The 17,870-nt window shown below is 62.7% G+C and carries 17 protein-coding genes and 3 pseudogenes; 14 read left to right on the plus strand and 6 right to left on the minus strand.

Going from position 1 to position 17,870, the window contains the following annotated elements; translation table 11 throughout:
* Positions 1-168: 168 nt before the first annotated feature.
* The 4 genes and pseudogenes from thiD to CGLAU_RS01930 form a co-directional block, all read right to left on the minus strand.
* Positions 169-996: pseudogene (thiD, locus tag CGLAU_RS01915) on the minus strand (bifunctional hydroxymethylpyrimidine kinase/phosphomethylpyrimidine kinase); the annotation flags it as partial.
* A 56-nt stretch (positions 997-1,052) separates the two neighbouring features.
* On the minus strand, positions 1,053-2,651 hold the full coding sequence (locus CGLAU_RS01920) for a GTPase (protein ID WP_232507151.1): 1,599 nt from the start codon (positions 2,649-2,651) through the stop codon (positions 1,053-1,055).
* Positions 2,651-4,537, minus strand: a complete 1,887-nt coding sequence (locus CGLAU_RS01925; protein ID WP_232507152.1) for a GTPase — start codon at positions 4,535-4,537, stop codon at positions 2,651-2,653. The genes CGLAU_RS01920 and CGLAU_RS01925 overlap by 1 nt, the downstream gene beginning before the upstream one ends.
* Positions 4,538-4,558: 21 nt before the next feature.
* Complete coding sequence (locus tag CGLAU_RS01930) at positions 4,559-5,350, minus strand: formate/nitrite transporter family protein (protein WP_095659235.1); 792 nt, start codon at positions 5,348-5,350, stop codon at positions 4,559-4,561.
* A gap of 344 nt (positions 5,351-5,694) precedes the next feature.
* On the opposite strand from CGLAU_RS01930, the gene rplN reads away from it, so the two are divergent.
* The 8 genes and pseudogenes from rplN to CGLAU_RS01975 all read left to right on the plus strand — a co-directional run bounded on the left by rplN (position 5,695) and on the right by CGLAU_RS01975 (position 11,119).
* The gene (gene rplN / locus CGLAU_RS01935; protein ID WP_095659236.1) at positions 5,695-6,063 is read left to right on the plus strand and encodes a 50S ribosomal protein L14; all 369 of its coding nucleotides are present in this window, start codon (positions 5,695-5,697) and stop codon (positions 6,061-6,063) included.
* A 3-nt stretch (positions 6,064-6,066) separates the two neighbouring features.
* Positions 6,067-6,381 (plus strand): 50S ribosomal protein L24, encoded by a 315-nt coding sequence (rplX, locus tag CGLAU_RS01940; protein WP_095659237.1) that lies wholly within the window; start codon positions 6,067-6,069, stop codon positions 6,379-6,381.
* Between the two features lie 2 nt (positions 6,382-6,383).
* Positions 6,384-6,977, plus strand: coding sequence for a 50S ribosomal protein L5 (gene rplE, locus CGLAU_RS01945; RefSeq protein ID WP_095659238.1), 594 nt, complete (start codon positions 6,384-6,386; stop codon positions 6,975-6,977).
* A gap of 214 nt (positions 6,978-7,191) precedes the next feature.
* Entirely contained in the window at positions 7,192-7,368 is a 177-nt protein-coding gene (locus CGLAU_RS01950) for a hypothetical protein (protein WP_157731236.1), read from the plus strand.
* 445 nt (positions 7,369-7,813) lie between these two features.
* Complete coding sequence (locus tag CGLAU_RS01960) at positions 7,814-8,914, plus strand: MFS transporter (RefSeq protein ID WP_232507153.1); 1,101 nt, start codon at positions 7,814-7,816, stop codon at positions 8,912-8,914.
* A gap of 437 nt (positions 8,915-9,351) precedes the next feature.
* A pseudogene (locus CGLAU_RS01965) lies at positions 9,352-9,432 on the plus strand (uL14 family ribosomal protein); the annotation flags it as partial.
* 2 nt (positions 9,433-9,434) lie between these two features.
* Positions 9,435-9,635 (plus strand): annotated as a pseudogene (locus tag CGLAU_RS01970) (50S ribosomal protein L5); the annotation flags it as partial.
* Positions 9,636-9,865: 230 nt separating this feature from the next.
* The gene (locus CGLAU_RS01975; protein WP_095659242.1) at positions 9,866-11,119 is read left to right on the plus strand and encodes an ATP-binding protein; all 1,254 of its coding nucleotides are present in this window, start codon (positions 9,866-9,868) and stop codon (positions 11,117-11,119) included.
* A 32-nt stretch (positions 11,120-11,151) separates the two neighbouring features.
* Here the strand turns inward: CGLAU_RS01975 and CGLAU_RS01980 are convergent, their stop codons facing one another.
* On the minus strand, positions 11,152-12,171 hold the full coding sequence (locus CGLAU_RS01980; protein WP_095659243.1) for an NADP-dependent oxidoreductase: 1,020 nt from the start codon (positions 12,169-12,171) through the stop codon (positions 11,152-11,154).
* 184 nt (positions 12,172-12,355) lie between these two features.
* On the opposite strand from CGLAU_RS01980, the gene CGLAU_RS01985 reads away from it, so the two are divergent.
* Positions 12,356-13,684: an esterase-like activity of phytase family protein gene (locus tag CGLAU_RS01985; protein WP_095659244.1), complete on the plus strand. Its 1,329-nt coding sequence runs from the start codon at positions 12,356-12,358 to the stop codon at positions 13,682-13,684.
* A gap of 65 nt (positions 13,685-13,749) precedes the next feature.
* Here CGLAU_RS01985 and CGLAU_RS01990 read toward each other — a convergent pair whose 3' ends face one another.
* Positions 13,750-14,595 (minus strand): formate dehydrogenase accessory sulfurtransferase FdhD, encoded by an 846-nt coding sequence (locus CGLAU_RS01990; protein WP_095659245.1) that lies wholly within the window; start codon positions 14,593-14,595, stop codon positions 13,750-13,752.
* Positions 14,596-14,779: 184 nt separating this feature from the next.
* On the opposite strand from CGLAU_RS01990, the gene CGLAU_RS01995 reads away from it, so the two are divergent.
* From CGLAU_RS01995 to rpsE, 5 genes are all read left to right on the plus strand, one after another.
* Entirely contained in the window at positions 14,780-15,496 is a 717-nt protein-coding gene (locus tag CGLAU_RS01995; protein WP_095659246.1) for a DUF2786 domain-containing protein, read from the plus strand.
* A 280-nt stretch (positions 15,497-15,776) separates the two neighbouring features.
* On the plus strand, positions 15,777-16,175 hold the full coding sequence (gene rpsH, locus CGLAU_RS02000) for a 30S ribosomal protein S8 (protein ID WP_095659247.1): 399 nt from the start codon (positions 15,777-15,779) through the stop codon (positions 16,173-16,175).
* A gap of 18 nt (positions 16,176-16,193) precedes the next feature.
* Positions 16,194-16,730 (plus strand): 50S ribosomal protein L6, encoded by a 537-nt coding sequence (gene rplF, locus CGLAU_RS02005; RefSeq protein ID WP_095659248.1) that lies wholly within the window; start codon positions 16,194-16,196, stop codon positions 16,728-16,730.
* 2 nt (positions 16,731-16,732) lie between these two features.
* The gene (gene rplR, locus CGLAU_RS02010) at positions 16,733-17,146 is read left to right on the plus strand and encodes a 50S ribosomal protein L18 (RefSeq protein WP_095659249.1); all 414 of its coding nucleotides are present in this window, start codon (positions 16,733-16,735) and stop codon (positions 17,144-17,146) included.
* 40 nt (positions 17,147-17,186) lie between these two features.
* The gene (rpsE, locus tag CGLAU_RS02015) at positions 17,187-17,870 is read left to right on the plus strand and encodes a 30S ribosomal protein S5 (protein WP_095659250.1); all 684 of its coding nucleotides are present in this window, start codon (positions 17,187-17,189) and stop codon (positions 17,868-17,870) included.

The following is a 17,870-nucleotide window of genomic DNA, read 5'->3' on the forward strand; positions in this document are numbered from 1 at the left end:
CCGTAGATCATGGGAATCACCTTTCAAATTGGGGAATGGATCGAACTGTCAGTTGCCGGTGTCGGCCTCCGCAGTCACACGTGGAATGCGGAAGCTGGCGTCAAGGTTCCCCAAGAAAAGACAAAACTTTTCCATTGCCCGCAGATGTTTGGCGATCTAGTTGCTTGGTGCCTCGTCGGCGAGGCGGTAGAGGCGGTGGAAGTGGTGCACCGGGCCGTTGCCCTTGCCCACGTTGAGCTCGTCGGCAGCGGAGATCGCCTCGTGGAGCCAGTCGGAGGTCCAGGTGAGGGCGTCGGCGGGGTCGTCGTCAAGCACGATGCGTGTGGCGAACGCCGAGGAAAGCGAGCACCCTGTGCCGTGGGTGTTCTTGGTGTCCACGCGCGGCACAGTCGCTGTGTGAGTGGTGCCGTCGGGCTGTACGAGTGCGTTCGAGGCGTCGCCTTGCTCGAGGTGGCCGCCCTTGACCAGCACGGCGACGTTGGCATCGGCAGCGTACGCGCGGCCCTGCTCCAGCGCCTCGTCGAAGGTGGTCGCGGGGGAGGAGCCGGTAAGCACGGCAAGCTCGGGGATGTTGGGCGTGACGACGCTCGCGTGGTCCCGCACAAACTGGCGCAGGGCTTCTTCCGCGTCTTCGGTGAGGAGCCGATCGCCGGAGGTTGCGACCATGACTGGGTCCACCACGATGACCGGTACTGAATTGGCGCTCAGGAACTCCGAGACAGTGCGGGTGGTTTCGGCGTCGCCGAGCATGCCGATCTTCACGGCATCGACGTCGACATCGTCAAACACCGCCGCAAGCTGCGCGCGCAGAAAGTTCTGCGGCGGGGTGTGGATCTCGCGAACACCCTGCGTGTTTTGCGCCACCAGCGAGGTGACCACGCACATGCCGTAGCCGCCCGCCGCGGCAATGGACTTCAGGTCGGCCTGAATGCCGGCGCCGCCGGTCGGGTCGGTGCCGGCGATGGACAAAATGTTGGGAACGCGCGAGTTAGTCATCACGGTGCCACGCTACCGGAATGCGGGTTGGCGCTGTCGTTTTCTCGGGCTCCCAGCTACCCAACTGCGGCGGCGATGTGCTGCGCGAACCGGTTGTAATCGTCCCGGATCGCGTCAAGTGGCTCAACCACCGCCGTTTGCGTCGCCGCCGAGACTTCCTTCTGCACGGCTTGCCGAGTGCGCCGTTTCACCCCGGAGCCGATGACCCCGCCGAATACGGCGGTGATCAGGCCAATCACGATGCCGCCTAAGAGGCCGGCGAGTATCAGCAGCGTCGGAATCGGCCAGCCTTCCACCTGCGGCACCAAATCGGTGCCCAGCAGTGGAGTGAGAACCCCCGGCACGAACGCCACCAGCAGGTACCACAGCACACCAATCAGCGCAGCCACCAGGGCCAGCCACTGCACTACGGTGAGCAGGGTCCAGCCTTTCGACGGCTCGGCCGGCAGCTGCGTGCGCGCCACCGCGCGGTCAAGCTCGGCAGGCATCCGGGTTGAAATCTCCTCCGCCTGATCGGCGATCGCCGACGACCACGCGTGAGGCAACCCGTCCGCCGCGGCCGTCGCGTACTCGCGCACACCGCGGTTCGCCACAGCCTTCGACGCCGCGTCCAGCTCAGGCATCGAGGTGCGGCGCACGCCAATCTCGTCCGCCTCCTCGCGCAACCCCAAGCGCTTCAACGGGTCAGGACGAAACCGCGTAATCCAACTCGTGGCCAGCCAGCCAGTGCGCTCGTGCAGGCGTTTGCGGTACGCAGCAGCCGTCGAATCAGCGATTCGCTCCGCCCCCGCAGCCTGGGACAAGGTTTGGTCCATCGTGTGCTTCGCTTGTTTATCGACGGCACCGACCACGCCCAACCGAGCAAAGTCACCCGTCACAGCCTGGATATCCGCCTCAATACGCGCACTTTGCGCATTGTGTGCCTTGGCCACTTTCGCGATCGCCTTGACGAGGTTGTCAATGCCCGCTCCGGATCGAGTCGAGGTGGGGATGACTTGGACGTTGCTCAGGCCGTCGTCGATAAGCAATTGCTCGAAGTTTCCCGCAACCTTGGGCACGTCGTTGACGTGGAGCAAGTCGGCCTTGTTGAGCACGGCGAGCGTGACGGCGGAGTGGTTGGCGTGGGGGCGGATGAACTGGTCGTGGATGACGGAGTCCGCGTACTTTTCCGGATCGGAGACCCAGACCAGGACGTCGACTTGGCCGGCGAGGCGGGTGGCGATTTCGCGGTTGGACAGCTCGACGGAGTCGAAATCCGGCAGGTCAAGCAGGATCAGCGGGCCGGCGCCGGGGGCGAACTCGCCCTCGCGGGTGCGGCGGTCCTCGACGCCGAGCCAGTCCAGAAGCTCCTCGGAGCCTTCTGGCTGCCAGATTGCGGCCAGGGGAGAGGAGGTGGTTGGGCGGCGTGCGGCGGCTTTGCCCAGGTCTTCGCCGACGACGGCGTTGAACAGCGAGGTTTTGCCGGAGCCGGTAGCGCCGAAGAATCCGACGACGGTGTGCTCGGCGGAGAGGGCGCGACGCTCGGCGCCGGCGCGGGCAACCTTTTCAATGCGCTCAAGCTGGGTCTGCGGGAGGTAGGGGCGCGCGATGTCCGCGGCGTCATCGAGCGCGCTGAGTCGCTCGCCGAGGGTGGGTTTGCGTTTAAACAGCGCCATTAATTGTCTCCCGTCTGGCCGGGGCGCTGGCCAAAGGTGCCGCGGAGCTGGTCGAAGAGGCCACGCAGAGTGCCGTGGTCGAAGCTGTCCTGAACGTCCTCGGTGAGCTCGGTTGCGTTGGCGGCCGGCGCTGAGAGGGCGGGCGGCGTGATGGTGCCGGGGAAGCGGGTGTCAACGGCAACGCGGGCGTCGTGGGCGGCTTCGCGGATGGAGGCGGCGGAGGTGCCCTCCAGCAGCGGGTCGGTGAACTGGTAGTAGCGCTCGCGCTCTTCGCGCAGTAGGCCGTCCAGGCGCTGGTTGAGGTCTTCTCGGGCATCTGCAGCCATCTGGCGCACGGTTTCTTCGCCGAAGACCGTTTCCAGCAGCTTCTGACCGAGCACCGCGGAGCCGCCGGCGATGGCGACCTCGCCGCCGGTAATGCCGGCGGTGGTGGAAAAGACCATGAGCATCAGCGCGACGGTGGCGACGTTGAGGCCAAGCGACATTATGCGGGCACGTTGGCGCTTCTCGCCGGCGGTGTTCTGGATGCGGTCGAGGATGGTGCCTTGCCACTCGCGGATGAGCTCCGCGGCCTTTGCGTCGATGTCGCGGCTTGCGCGAGCCAGTGCCGGATCAGCGTGTTCGCGCAGCTCCGGCGCAACCGAGCCGACATGGGACCACGCACGGGAGGCGGCGGTATCGGCGGCGTCCACAATCACGGCGTGCAGGCCGGATTCCAGCTCCGTCTCTACCTCGCGCAAAGGCGCAGGCTCACCGGTGAAGAAACTGCCTACCCGGTCTACAGTCTGTGAGAACCAGCGTTCAAACCCGCGGATCACATCAGAGGTGCCCACGACATCCTGCCAGCGGTCGAGCACCTCGGTGCGCAGCATCTTGCCGTCGGAGGTGGCATCGATGATGTGCCGGTGAGCAGTCTTGTACATCTCGAAGATCGACTCATCGAGCTGGTGAGCGAAGTTCTCTTGGCGCTCGCGTCGGGATGCGAGCTGCTCGACGCGCGTGAGCGCCCCGTCGAGTGCGCCGGCGACGGTCTTGCCGGCCACCGCGCGCCGGGCTGCGGTATCTTCCGCCAGGTTGCCCAGGTAGGCGCGCAAAGGGGCGACGAGTTCGGTGCCCAAGAATCCGTCGTTAGCAACCTGTGCTTCCTGGCCCAGGCCGGGGACAAAGGGGACGGTGAAGACGGTGGCTCCATCGAGTCCTGCCTCATCCATCATGCGGCGCAGGTCGGCCGGGACGGTTTGCGCTGCGACGTCGTCGACGCGGTTGAGCACTACGACGACTTCGATGCCGCGGCCGGCGGCGTCGTTGAGGAAGTTCCACACCATCTGGTCGGCGTAGCGCGCAGGTGTGGTGACGAAGATCCACAGGTCGGCGGCTGCCAGAAGCTGGGAGGCGAGTGCGCGGTTGCGGTCGTCGATCGAATCGAAGTCCGGAGCGTCGAGCAGGGACAGGCCTGCGGGGATGCTCTGTGTTTCCACGACCCGCAGAGTGGTCGACTGCTCATCGCCGGCACCGTGGGAACGGGCGAGGCCAGGCAGTACCTCCGGCGAGTTGAACCAGTCTGCGTCTTGCGGGTTGGCGACCAACACCGGCTGGCGGGTGGTGGGGCGGATGACGCCTGGGTTGGAGACCCGTTCGCGCAACAGGGCGTTCACCAGCGTGGACTTGCCCGAGCCGGTGGAACCCCCGATCACCGCAAGTAGCGGTGCATCGAGGTTGGCCAGGCGGGGAAGTATGTAGTCATCGAACTGATTGACTAAGGCCTTCGCGCCCGCCTCTGCCTCGTCGGGGAGGGAGGTCGCGGCGAGGGTATCGCGCAGACGGCGGACGGAAACCGTGGGGTCCGTCAGATCCGTCGGCGCAGCATCGGGTGTTGGTGTGCTCACCCGACCTATTCTGGCAGATGACTAGTCTTTGTAGTTCGTCTTGGTCAGGTTCAACCAGCCATATATGCCGCCCATGATGAGGCCGCCGCCAATGAGGTTGCCTACCCACACGATGGTCCAGTGGCGGGCGATGTTTTCAAATGTGTAGCCGGGGATGTTGGCCGGCCCGAACTCGAAGCCGGTCAGTGACGTCAGAACGAAGTTCGCAATCGAGTGCTCGTAGCTCATCGCCGCGAAGGCCGGAATGATGAGGATGACACCGAAGAGCTTCGCCGTGAAGTCCTTGCCCGCTTGTGCGGAGAGCATGAATGCGATGTTGACCACGATGTTGGCCAGGATGGCTTCCACGAAAAGCTTGCCGCTCGGTTTCTCAAGTTTGGCCGATATCAACTGGTAGATGAAGCTGTCCATGGTGACTGCTTCGCCGATCGTGGTAATCGAGATCAGGTAGGTGACTATCACCCCGCCGATGAAGTTGAACAGGGTGACGAAGCAAACGATCGCGAAGCCCCTGGAAATGGTGTTTTTCCGGTGTATGGCCCCGTACGTCATGAACATCATGTCGCCGGTGGCGAGTTCTCCCTGCAGCACCACGATGATGTAAAGCGTGGAGGCGAAAATCGCTGCGAAGGCGTATCTGCCCATGCCAGGGGCAGCCGCTTCAACCGTAGTTGCGGTGTTGGCGGCGAACGCCGTCATGATGCCGAGGTAAACGCCGGCCATGATTGCGCGAACCGCGAAGCGCGCAGGCTCCTGGCTAAAGAGGTCAAGTTTGTTCGTGATGGCCCGTGAGGCGGTGTCCGAAAAGCTCATGATACTAAGGTAGTGCTAAATTGTGATAGGCGAGGGATTTGCGCCCAGGTTGTGACCCGCTCCATAGAGTACCCGGAGCACAAGCTTCAGGCGCCAGCTTTGATTTGGGAAAACGCGCTGGGACGTGCTTTAATACACCAGTTGTCTTGAGCTGGTCGGTTGCAACGCGCGTTTCCGAGCGAAGCGGCCGAGACCCTTCGACCACGCTGCCAACCCCACCGGTGCGAACCAGTGAGGTTCGCACCGGTGGTTCGTCGATAAGCGAAAGGCTCCAACAAGCAAGTGACCACGTGCGTGCAGGACGGAAATCTGACGCACATTGACCCAGGTCAGGAGACCAAGAAGTGATTCAGCAAGAATCGCGTCTGAAGGTCGCCGACAACACTGGTGCGCGCGAGATTCTGTGCATCCGTGTCCTCGGCGGCTCTGTTCGACGCTTCGCCGGCATCGGCGACACGATTGTCGCCACCGTGAAGGAAGCCGCCCCGGGCGGCAACGTCAAGGAGGGCGAGGTTGTGCGCGCCGTCGTCGTGCGTGCACGTAAGGAGACCCGCCGTCCGGACGGTTCCTACATCTCGTTCGACGAGAACGCCGCAGTTCTGATCAAGAACGACACCGAGCCGCGCGGTACCCGCATCTTCGGCCCGGTGGCTCGTGAGCTGCGCGACAAGAAGTTCATGAAGATTGTTTCTCTCGCACCGGAGGTGATCTAACCCATGAAGATCAAGAAGGGCGACATGGTTCAGGTCATCGCCGGCAAGGACAAGGGCGCACAGGGCAAGGTCATCGAGGCCTACCCGAAGCGTGAGAAGGTCCTGGTCGAGGGTGTGAACCGCGTGAAGAAGCACGTCGCGAACTCGTACAACGAGCGCGGCGCAGAGTCCGGCGGCATTGTTACCCAGGAGGCGCCGATCCACGTCTCCAACGTGATGATCCTCGACTCCGACGGCAAGCCGACCCGCGTTGGCTACCGCTTCGACGAAGACGGCAAGAAGGTCCGCGTGGCCAAGTCGAACGGGAAGGACATCTAGACATGACTGAGACTGTGAACCAGACCCAGTACACCCCGCGTCTGAAGACCCGCTACCAGGACGAGATCCGCACCAAGCTGAACGACGAGTTCAGCTACGACAACGTCATGCAGATCCCGGGCCTGACCAAGATCGTGGTCAACATGGGTGTCGGCGACGCTGCCCGCGACTCCAAGGTGATCAACGGCGCGCTCGAGGACCTCACCGCCATCACCGGCCAGAAGCCGCAGCTGCGTCGCGCAAAGAAGTCCATCGCGAACTTCAAGCTCCGCGAAGGCATGCCGATCGGCGCAAAGGTCACCCTGCGCGGCGACCGCATGTGGGAGTTCCTGGACCGTCTGCTGACCGTGGCACTGCCGCGTATTCGCGACTTCCGAGGTCTGAGCGACAAGCAGTTCGACGGCAACGGCAACTACACCTTCGGCCTGTCCGAGCAGACCATGTTCTACGAGATCGACATCGACAAGATCGATCGCGTCCGCGGCATGGACATCACCGTTGTCACCACTGCGACCAACGACGACGAGGGCCGCGCACTCCTGCGCCACCTCGGCTTCCCGTTCGCGGACAAGGACGGCAAGATGCAGCAAGCCTAAGGCCCAAAGCATTTCGCTTTGCTTAACGACGATGCCTCCGGTTCTCCTTGAGCTGGGGGCATCTTCGCGTCTTGGTGGGAATGAGGGGCGAAAAGCAGACCTCAAGATCCGCGGTCGGGGTGAGCTCGGCTCTGAATGGAAGCTTTCTGTTCCGCCAACCTGGGAGATATGATGCGCTGCGAAATTTATGCAGGGGAGACGGCAGGAAGCGTCCATGTCATTCTTCTTCCGGGGTGCGATTATCGCGCCTAAGGAATTCAACCGCTGGCTCATCGTCCCGGCAGCACTAGCTATCCACCTCTCCGTCGGGCAGGTGTACGGGTTCTCCGTGTTTAAAGAGCGCGTTCACGGCCGACGCTGCCGTTCTATCCACGCTGAACGGGGACTCTAGATCGGTGATCTGTCGTCCATCGCGATTGTGCAACTTTTTCTGTACGGTTATCGTGCAAGGAAAGTTGCACAATCTTTGGAGACTCGATGACACCACGCGAATACCATCATCCAACTACCGACGAAATCACCCTGACCAGGGTGCTTGGTGCTTTGAGTGACCCCACGCGACTGGAGATGATTCGCCGGCTCGCCGATGGGTTGGACCATGACAGCCTTGAGTTGGCGGACGATTTGCCCAGGTCGACGCTCACGTACCACACGCGCATGTTGCGAGAAGCAGGGGTGACGTGGACCCGGGGAGACGGGCGCGCGTGCTTGATCCGATTGCGGCGGGACGACCTAGATCGTCTATTTCCCGGCGTGCTTGCGGCAGTGATCGCCAATGCGGCTACCGAGGTTGAACAGGGATGATGCGTCGGCTATGGCCTTTCGTGCTGGGGAGCGTGGCGCTTGGCCTGGACGCATACGTCGTAGCGGGACTTCTGCCCGCCATTGCAGCTGCCCTTGGAACGCCGGAAGCTACGGTTGGGCTGGGGGTTGCGGCGTTTACAGGCTCGTATGCTGTCGTGGGGCCGTTGCTGGCGGGGAAAGCGGGGCAGCGGTCGCGGCGCAGCCTGATCGTCGCCTTGCTGGTGTTTACGGTAGCCAACTTGGCCACGGCGTTGTCGCCAACCGTCTGGGCCTTTCTGGGGTCTCGCGTAGTGGCCGGCGCAGCAGCCGGCGTGTATTCGCCGCTGTCATCGGCGGTCGCCGCGGAACTCGTGGGGCAAGAACACCGAGGGCGAGCATTGGCGTTAGTCCTTGCTGGCTTAGCGGTGGGCACCGTATTCGGTGTACCGATCGGTCTGATGTTAGCGCAACGTTGGGATTGGCGCGCCGCGATGCTGCTGATCGTGGTCATCGGAGGAGCAGCACTCGCAGGTATTGTGCTGCGGGGAGGGGATCTGCCAGCTATCCCAGCGTCTGGTCCCGCCGACCGGCTGCGGTCTATTACACGACCTGAGAATCTCCTCACGGTCACTGTGACGCTGTTGACCGGTGTCGCTTCGCTGGGGCTTTATACCTACCTCACAGTCGTGCTATCCGAGGGAAGCCTCGCGTCGTATCAAAACATAGCGATTTGGGTATGGGGGCTTGGTGGAGCGGCCGGAGCGCTGGGGATTGGGCGGCTCGCGGACAAATATGACCCGCTACGGCTAAGTGCTGTGATCCTTGGGGGCCTTACCTGTGCGTTGCTCGGTATGACCCAAGGCCAGGTTCCAGTGTTAGTGGTGGCCAGTCTGTTTGTTTGGGGGTGGTGCGGTTGGGCTTCCCTCGCGCCCCAGCAGCAAGTGCTACTTCAAGCGAATCCAGCTGATGGCGCAACGGCTGTGGCCGCGAATGCTTCGGCCAACTATCTAGGTTCGGCGCTGGGCGCGACCGCCGGATCGCTGTTGGTCGCTGCACATGCGTCGCCGACCGTACTTTGTGGATCAGCAGCGGCCGTGGCTGCGATCGCGTTGTTCTGCCAGCTCGTTCGCCAGCGCATGAATTCCAACGTTTGAGGCAAACCTCCCTTTACCTTGCGCCGTCCACCAGCCACGCCGCTGCGGCCACGATCATGGCCTCGGCCGCGCGGTCGAGCGTCGGCTGCAGGTCGGGTGCGAAGCTTGGGGAGTGGTTGCCCGGGGCGTCTTCCCAGTCCTCAAAGCCGCCCCAGCCTCAGTAGGTTTACGGCACGACGAGCGCGTCCGGGATGATGGAGAAGTCCTCCGAGGCGGGGATCGGATCAAGACCCGTGGCGTCGCTGCCGAAGTGGGCATCGAAGGCGCCGCGCGCGCGAGGTGATCGCCGGGTCGTTGTCGGTGAGCGGGTACTCGTCGTAGAACCTGATCTCCGGTTCCCGGAGGCAGCCCGCGGTGGTGCACTCGCCCTGCACGATGCGGGTGATCGCGCTGCGCAGCGGGTCGCTGACCTCCCGGGTGTAGGCCCGAGTGTTGATCGCCGTCCGGACGGTTCCTACATCTCGTTTGACGAAAACGCCGCAGTTCTGATTAAGAACGACACCGAGCCGCGCGGTAGCTGTTCGATGGTGCTGGTAACTACACCTTCGGCCTGTCCGAGCAGACCATGTTCAACGAGATCGACATCGACAAGATCGATCGCGTGCGCGGCATGGACATCACCGTTGTCACCACTGCGACCAACGACGACGAGGGCCGCGCACTCCTGCGCCACCTCGGCTTCCCGTTCGCGGACAAGGACGGCAAGATGCAGCAAGCCTAAGGCCCAAAGCATTTCGCTTGACGACGGCACCCCCCGCCCCCGGTTCCACACCGAGGTCGCGGGGGTTTCGTCGTTATTGGGTTTAGGTGGACAGTTGTAGCGCTGGCGGTCGAAACGGGGTAGCGGATTTCCTTATCGTGGAAGTTGGCCCGACATTTCCGGCAGGTTTGCGTCGACTATTCCGGCAGGTTTGCGTCGACTATTCCGGCAGGTTCGCTTATCCTTGCAGTATGCAGGCTTACCGACCTCGAATCGTTGACGGCATTCTGGAGACCTATTTGGCTGCATCGCCTGCGGTGCAGTTGGAAGGTGCCCGTGCTTCTGGAAAAACGACTACCGGCATGCAGGCGGCATCGTCGTCCGCTCAAATCGACCGCCTAGGAGCCGACATCGACCAAATGGTGAATCTCAATCCGGGAGCATTCCTAGAAGGAGCAACGCCTCGTCTTTTGGACGAATGGCAGCTGGCGCCGAGCTTATGGGGTGCCGTTCGCCGTGCTGTGGATGATGATCCCACTCCGGGGCAATTCATTCTCTCCGGATCGGCGTGGCCCGACAGTGAGACGATTAAACATCCTGGTGCCGGAAGGATCTTGAACCTGGTGATGCGCCCAATGACGCTGTTCGAATCTGGCGATTCGTCAGGTGGCTTCTCACTTCGACGGCTACTTGATGGCGAGGATCCCCTCTACGGTGATCAGTCCAGTACCCATCAGATTTCGGATGTTTGCAGACTAATTACGAGAGGCGGATGGCCCGCCTGGATCGACCGGGAGGCTGACACTGCTGAGCTTCTGGTTGAAGGGTACCTGGACAATCTCGCGGAGAACGAGTTCCCGTTTGTGGGCGGGCCGCGTCGATCGCCGCAACGCTTCTTGCACTTTGTCCGAGCTTATGCGTCCTTGACAGCGCACCCCTCACCTTTGACCACAGTTCAAGAACGGCTCGGTAAAGACGGGATCGAAGTCGGAGAAAAATACGCTCCGCTTTTCCATGAGTTTGCGAGTCGCATGTACCTTGTGGAAGATCAGCCTCCATGGGCACCGGCTCGCCGGTCAAAGTCGCGGTTGAACGCGACGCCGAAACGGCATCTAATTGATCCGTCGCTGGCAGCGGCGGCAATGGGCGCATCCCATAGCGCTCTTGCGAAAGACCCCCGCACGCTGGGATTCCTTTTCGAATCTTTGGTGCTTCGTGATCTCCGTGTCTACTGTCAACCACTTCGCGGCACTGCCTATCACTTTCGGAACAAGGACGGTACGGCGGAGATTGACATCGTGCTCGAGTTGCGCGACGGAAGATGGGTAGGCGTTGAGGTGAAGCTCACCCAAGGCGCCGCAATTGATGCTGCGCCTCGTCTGCAACAGGTGGCGGACAGTATAAAGCGGCCTCCTGAAGCCCTATTGCTTGTAACTCCCACCGGTGTCGCCGCCCAGGTCAGTGAGACAGCTTGGATTGTGCCTATCGGTCTCCTCGGTCCATGATCTGAACCGCCCCGCTAACACAAATACTCGGTTTAAAACTCGAGCAGCACTTTGCCCTTCGAGCGGCGCGACTCCAGGCGCTCGAAGGCGTCTGCGTACTCCTCCAACGGGTAGCGGCTGTCCACGATCACTTCGAGCTCGCCTTCGTCGATAAGCCGAACCAGCTCAGTGAGGCCGGGGCCGTCAGGGTGCATGAGGAAGAACTCGAACTTGACGCCTGTCTTCGCGGCTTGGCCGCGCGCCTTGAAGCTGAACACCCGCTCGGCGATGGCCGCGAGCAGTGTGCGGTTGGGTTGTGCGACCTCGGTGAGGCTGCCTGGCGTCGGCGGGCCAACAAGCGAAACCACCTCGCCGCCATTGCGGACGACCGAGAACAACTCCGGCAGGTCGTCCCCAACCAGGTCGAAGACCTTGTCGAAGCGCTTGCCACTATTCTCGACGGCCTCAGTGACCGACTGCGACTTGTAGTCGATCAGCTCATCGGCGCCCATGCGGCGCACCAGCTCTTCGCTCTCCTTCGAGGCGGTGACCGTGACGTGGGCGCCGGCAAGTTTGGCCAGCTGGATCGCGATCAGTCCCACGCCGCCGGAAGCACCGGTGATCAAAAGCCGCTCATTTGGCTGCAGATCGAGGTGCTCCGGGCCAAGCGCCTGCTGGGCGGTAAGGCCGACAAGTGGGAGGCCGGCGGCGTCGACAAGCTCAATGCTCTCCGGAGCCTTCGCCGTCCACCTGGCCGGGACTACGACGAGCTCGGCGAACGCTCCGAGTTTGTTCACGTCGACCTTCGCGATCACCTGGTCACCGGGTGCGAACGCGTGCACGCCGGGACCTACGGCTTCCACGATGCCGCTGACTTCGTTGCCGCCGATTTTCGGGAACTCGTACGGGTCGATCATTTTGAATGTGCCTTCCCGCTGCATGGCATCAACCGGGTTCAAACCTGCCGCGCGGGTGCGGATCAAGACTTTGCCCGCGCCGAGCTCGGGCTTTTTGACTGTGCGGAGAGAGGTAACTTCGGGACCACCATAGGACTCATAAACCAATGCGCGCATGTGCGCGAATATACCTGCGGGCCCAATGCATGGGCGCGGTCGCTGGAATCGGTTGTGTCTGGCTGCGCGGGCGCGCTGCGCTGCGCTGCGGGAGTGGCGTATCGAGAATAAGCTAAGGATTTGCTGAGGAACCTGGCGGGCTGGCTGCCGGGTCAGCTCCAGCCCGAGCCGTTGAGGAGTCCTGATGAACCGTTCTTCCCGTCAACCTGTGCGCCGCTCTATGCGCAGCGCCGTCGCCGCGACAGTCGCGCTCTCGCTCGCAGTCAATGCTGCGCCGGCCGTTGCGGATCCGGCACCTGCACCTTCGGCGATCCCAGTGCAGCACTCTGCCACCGACTTCCAGCATGTGATGAAGCAGCACGTGGTAATCGCCGGTGTGAAAGCCCAGGCGCCTGCCGCACTGGCAGCGGCGGTCGCTGTCGCAGCCGTTCTGGGCGGCATCGGGGTAGCCATCCTCAGCGCGTTGACAAACGCGTTCGGGAGCTCTTCGCCCCTGGGCTCGTCCAATCAGAAGCCAGCGGATACGAACCCCGCTGACCCCGAGCCGGCGGCTCAAGCAGCTGAATACGTCAATCGATTCGACTTTGGCGCAGTGAGTGCGGAAAAGGCAATTGGCGGACTCAGCGGCATTGAGTACGTAGGCAACGGCCGCTACATCGCGATCTCCGATGACAAGAATGAGCACGGGCCGATCCGCGCGTACTACTTCCAGACGAGGGACCTCAAGCAATTCGAAGAAGACGGCATGGTGGCGTTGACCAACGCCGCAGGAGCAGAATATGCCGAGTTCACCGACGCTGAAGAGATCCGGCTCCTTCCGAACGGAAACTTCCTATGGACCACAGAGGGGGATGCCCGCGAGGGACAGGTTGTGCCGCCGCAGCTCGTCGAGTCGAAACCGGACGGCAAAGAAGTGCGCCGAATCGACATGCCGGAGTACCACGTACCGGACGGGAAGACTACGCGAGGCGTCTACCACAACAATGGTCCCGAAGCGATGGCCGTGCTGCCAGGCGGAAAGACCGCGGTGACGATCAACGAGAACGCGCTTGCCCAAGACGGCAAGGCAAATTCGCCCGAGAACAGCTCGCTCTCGCGTGTGACATTCTTCGACCTGAAAACGGGTCAGCCCACGAAGGAATACGCGGTAGGAGTGGATGCCGGGCGCGGCGTGACATCGGTGATTGCCGACGAGCACGGAACGCTCTACATGCTGGAACGCGGCTTCTTCAAGGATCTCGGCGAAAACGGCGAGAACCGCGCAGAGATTTACAAGCTCGATCTCACTGGCGCTGAGGATGTGCTTGACAAAGAGGCGCTCGACGGGGGCGAAGCGACAGTGGGCAAGAGTAAGATCCTCGACTTCGCTGCGCACCCACCGCACCCGGATAACGTCGAGGGACTCGCTTGGGGTCCAGTTCGCGAGGACGGCCACCGCACCATGATCGTCGTGTCGGACGACAACTTCAACGACACGCAGACGACGCTGTTCCACACGTTGTTGCTGCCGTAGCTTCAGGGTGGGCCGCGGTGCCGGGTATTGAAGTCTTCAACCCCAACTCTCTAAACCCCAACTCTCTAAACGGACGCGAACTCGCCTGCGTAGATGCTCATTGAACTTTCGCTGACCAGGCCGGCGAGCGCGAGGCCGGCTTCGCGAGCTAGCTCGACCGCAAGAGAGGACACCTCCGCGGCGGTGACAACTGCTGCGAAGCCGGCCATTGCGGCCTTGCGCACCAGCTCGTAGGACGCGCGGGCGTCGGTGGCCAGGATCAGTCCATTCGCCGGCAGGGCATCTGCCAGCATGAGGTGTCCGATGACCTTGTCGGCAGCGTTGCACGCGTCGACGTCCTCGCGCATCACTACCGGAGAACTGTCAGCGTGAACAGCGCCGGCGATATTAAGGCCGCTGCGCTTCTGGGCGCGAGCGTCGTGAAGCATGCCTGGCAGAGCTGTGACCAGGGCGGGGTCGAGTGCCATGGGTGCGATGGGGCCAGGTAGCCCCATCACCGTCTCCGCCACGTATTGGGATACCGGCACGCCGCACAATCCGGTTGCGGGTTTCGCCGGGGCTGAAGCCAATCCGGGTGCGAGCCCCGCCCGTTCCGGTTCCACCAACGCGATGTCGAGGAGGTTGTAGGTGTTCTCGCCGGTGCCTGCGGCCCCCGCGCAGTAGCGGGCGGTGACTACGTCCTCGAGGTCGCGGATCAGCCCCTGGGTGAAGAGCCACCCGTGCGCGAGCTCGATGTCGTGGCCGGGTGTGCGCATCGCGGTGGTCAGCGTCTTGCCCGCGGCGCGCAGCTCCAGCGGTTCCTCGGCCGGCACCGTGCCGGCTCGCGTGTCCGCGGTGATGTGCCCAGGGCCGTCCGGGCCCGTGTTCACACTGACCGTCGTGACCGCGAAGCGGCGATTGCCCCTACTCATGCCAAATCCAGGTCGAACTCAGTTTCAGCCATGCAGCCCACCCTACTTGCGGTTACGTCGAAGCATCCACAGGGGCGAAACCGCGAATTCCACAGGTTGATGCCGCGACCCTTGGCGGTGTTGGTGCCGTGGGATATAACTTGAGGCACTACAAAATGAAACAAACGAAAATGGGGGACGCCACATGCGTGACATCGACAAGATTAAGGAAAAGGTCCAAAAACTCCTCAACCAAGCGTCCGACCGGCAGGGTACACCGGAGGGCGATTCCTTTTACGCCAAAGCATTCGACTTGATGGCCACCTACGGGTTCGATCAGCGCGATCTCGCCGCACCGGACGATGGGGATGAGGTGATTCACAAGACGTACCGTTTTGCCGGGGCCTACACCGACATGCAATCCCGGCTGCTGTTCGCAATTGCTCGCGCGCTGCACTGCACCGGCTTCTTCCAGGGTGTACGTAACTCCACGCGCGTCGAGGAGGCTACCGTGTTCGGCCTGCGCCGCCACATGGAGCGCGTCGACATGCTCTACTCGCTGCTCGCCCCCGTGATGATCACCGGCGCGAGACGCCTTCGCGCCGACAGCTGGGCGGACTCCACGGTGGTGATCCGCAGATCGTTCATGACAGGGTTCGCAGCAACCATCGAGCATCGGCTCTCGCAAGCAGAGGAGACCATTGCTCAAGGAGATCAGGGGTATGCACTTGCGCTTATCGACGACTCCTTGGCCGCCGATCTCGCTCGCGACGCGTTTGTGCACGAGGCGGGTCTGTATCTAAACAGCAGGCAACAGCACCGGTCGTTGGACGCAGATGCGTACTTCCGGGGCAGGGATGCCGGCGATATGACAGACCTCGGCCAAACGCGGGTCAATGCACGTCCGGCGCTGCCGTTGTGACCACAGGGGGCGTCGATAAGCAATTTGCTTCTTCGCCCTGGAAACGGGTAGCGTAGCCCGTCGGACTTGTGCGCCGGTGATCCGGCGTGCGCAAGCCGTAAAGCAATATACATCCAACTTTGTTGTAGGCCCCCCGCCGTACATGCGGACCGCGTGTCAGGGAGGCGGCGAGCGCCCCACGTTACTGAGCGTGGGGAGCGTGAAGTAGCCCCCGACAGATCACACGGAAAACGCCCGGGTGGGTCATGGGAACCGCAACGAGAAAGGGAAACGGTCACTTATGACCATGACTGATCCGATCGCGGACATGCTGTCTCGCGTGCGCAATGCAACTACTGCGCAGCACGACCAGGTGTCCATGCCGTCCTCCAAGCTCAAGGCGAACATCGCTGAGATCTTGAAGCAGGAAGGCTACATCGACGACTACAAGGTTGAGGACGACAAGGTGGGCAAGAAGCTCACCCTTGACCTCAAGTACGGCCCGACCCGCGAGGCTTCCATCGCTGGTCTGCGCCGCGTGTCCAAGCCGGGCCTGCGCGTGTACGCGAAGTCCACCGACCTGCCTCAGGTGCTCGGCGGTCTGGGCGTGGCCATCATCTCCACGTCCCAGGGTCTGCTGACCGACCGTCAGGCACAGGAGAAAGGTGTAGGCGGGGAAGTCCTCGCTTACGTCTGGTAAGGGGAGGTTGAAAGACTTATGTCGCGTGTAGGTAATGCACCCATCGCCATCCCGAATGGCGTGGAAACCAAGATCAACGGCCAAAGCGTTGAGGTCAAGGGCCCGAAGGGCACCCTGAGCCTCGAGCTGCCGGAACCGATCACCGCTTCCGTCGAGGAAAACGAAATCGTGGTGTCCCGTCCGGACGACCACCGCTCTAACCGCGCTTTGCACGGTCTGTCCCGCTCGCTGGTCAACAACCTCGTTGTCGGCGTGACCGAGGGCTACAAGATCAACATGGAAATCTTCGGTGTTGGTTACCGTGTGCAGCAGAAGGGCAAGAACCTCGAGTTCTCGCTCGGCTACTCCCACCCGATCCTGATCGAGGCGCCGGAAGGCGTCACGTTTGCCGTTGACGGCAACACCAAGTTCTCGATCGAGGGCATTGACAAGCAGCAGGTTGGCCAGATTGCGGCAAACATCCGTCGCCTTCGCAAGGATGACCCGTACAAGGGTAAGGGCATCCGCTACGAGGGTGAGCAGGTCCGCCGCAAGGTCGGAAAGACGGGTAAGTAATCATGAGCAACACTGCAGAAAACACTGCGTCCACCAAGCGCACCCCGGTTGGCAAGGACATCTCGTCCCGCCGCCGCGAGGCACGTCAGCGCCGTCACTACCGCATCCGCAAGGACCTGCGCGGCACCCCGGAGACCCCGCGTCTCGTCGTGCACCGCTCGTCCCGCCACATCCACGTCCAGGTCATCGACGACCTCGCAGGCCACACCCTGGTCTCCGCTTCCTCCATGGAGCCGGAGATCCGCGACATGACTGGCGACAAGAAGGACAAGGCAGCGAAGGTCGGCGAGCTTGTGGCTCAGCGCGCCAAGGAGGCTGGCATCGACGCCATCGTCTTCGACCGCGGCGGCTACAAGTACCACGGTCGCGTTGCGGCCCTGGCTGACGCAGCACGTGAAGGTGGTCTGAAGTTCTAATGAGCACCGCAATTTTCACCATCAACGGAAGGATCGCGTAATGGCCGAGCGTGAACGGCGTGACGGCGGACGCACCGCCGAAGACCAGAACAACAACGACGAGCGCAACAACCGCGGCGGCGACCGCGGCGAGCGCAACGACCGCGGTGAGCGCGGTGGCCGTGGCCGCCGCGACCGCGACGACCGCCGTGGCGGTCGCGACGACGAGCGCGATAAGTACATCGAGCGCGTCATCACCATCAACCGCGTTGCCAAGACCGTCAAGGGCGGCCGCAACATGTCCTTCACCGCACTCGTCGTCGTCGGCGACGGTGAGGGCATGGTCGGCGTCGGCTACGGCAAGGCAAAGGAAGTCCCGGCTGCAATTCAGAAGGGTGCAGAGGAGGCTCGTAAGAACTTCTTCCGCGTCCCGATGATTGGCGGCACCATCCCGCACCCGGTTCAGGGCGAAGCAGCTGCCGGCATCGTGATGATGCGCCCGGCTGCTCCCGGTACCGGTGTGATCGCCGGCGGCGCTGTCCGCCCGGTGCTCGAGTGCGCTGGTGTCCAGGACATCCTCGCGAAGTCCCTGGGCTCCGACAACGCGCTGAACGTGGTGCAGGCAACCGTCGACGGCTTGAAGCAGCTTGTGCGCCCCGAGGAGATTGCTGCCAAGCGCGGCAAGGCTATCGAGGATGTCGCACCGGCTCGTATGCTGCGCGCTCGCGCAGGGCAGGAGGCGTAA

Origin of the sequence: Corynebacterium glaucum (assembly GCF_002287505.1) — a bacterium.
GTDB classification, from domain to species: domain Bacteria; phylum Actinomycetota; class Actinomycetes; order Mycobacteriales; family Mycobacteriaceae; genus Corynebacterium; species Corynebacterium glaucum.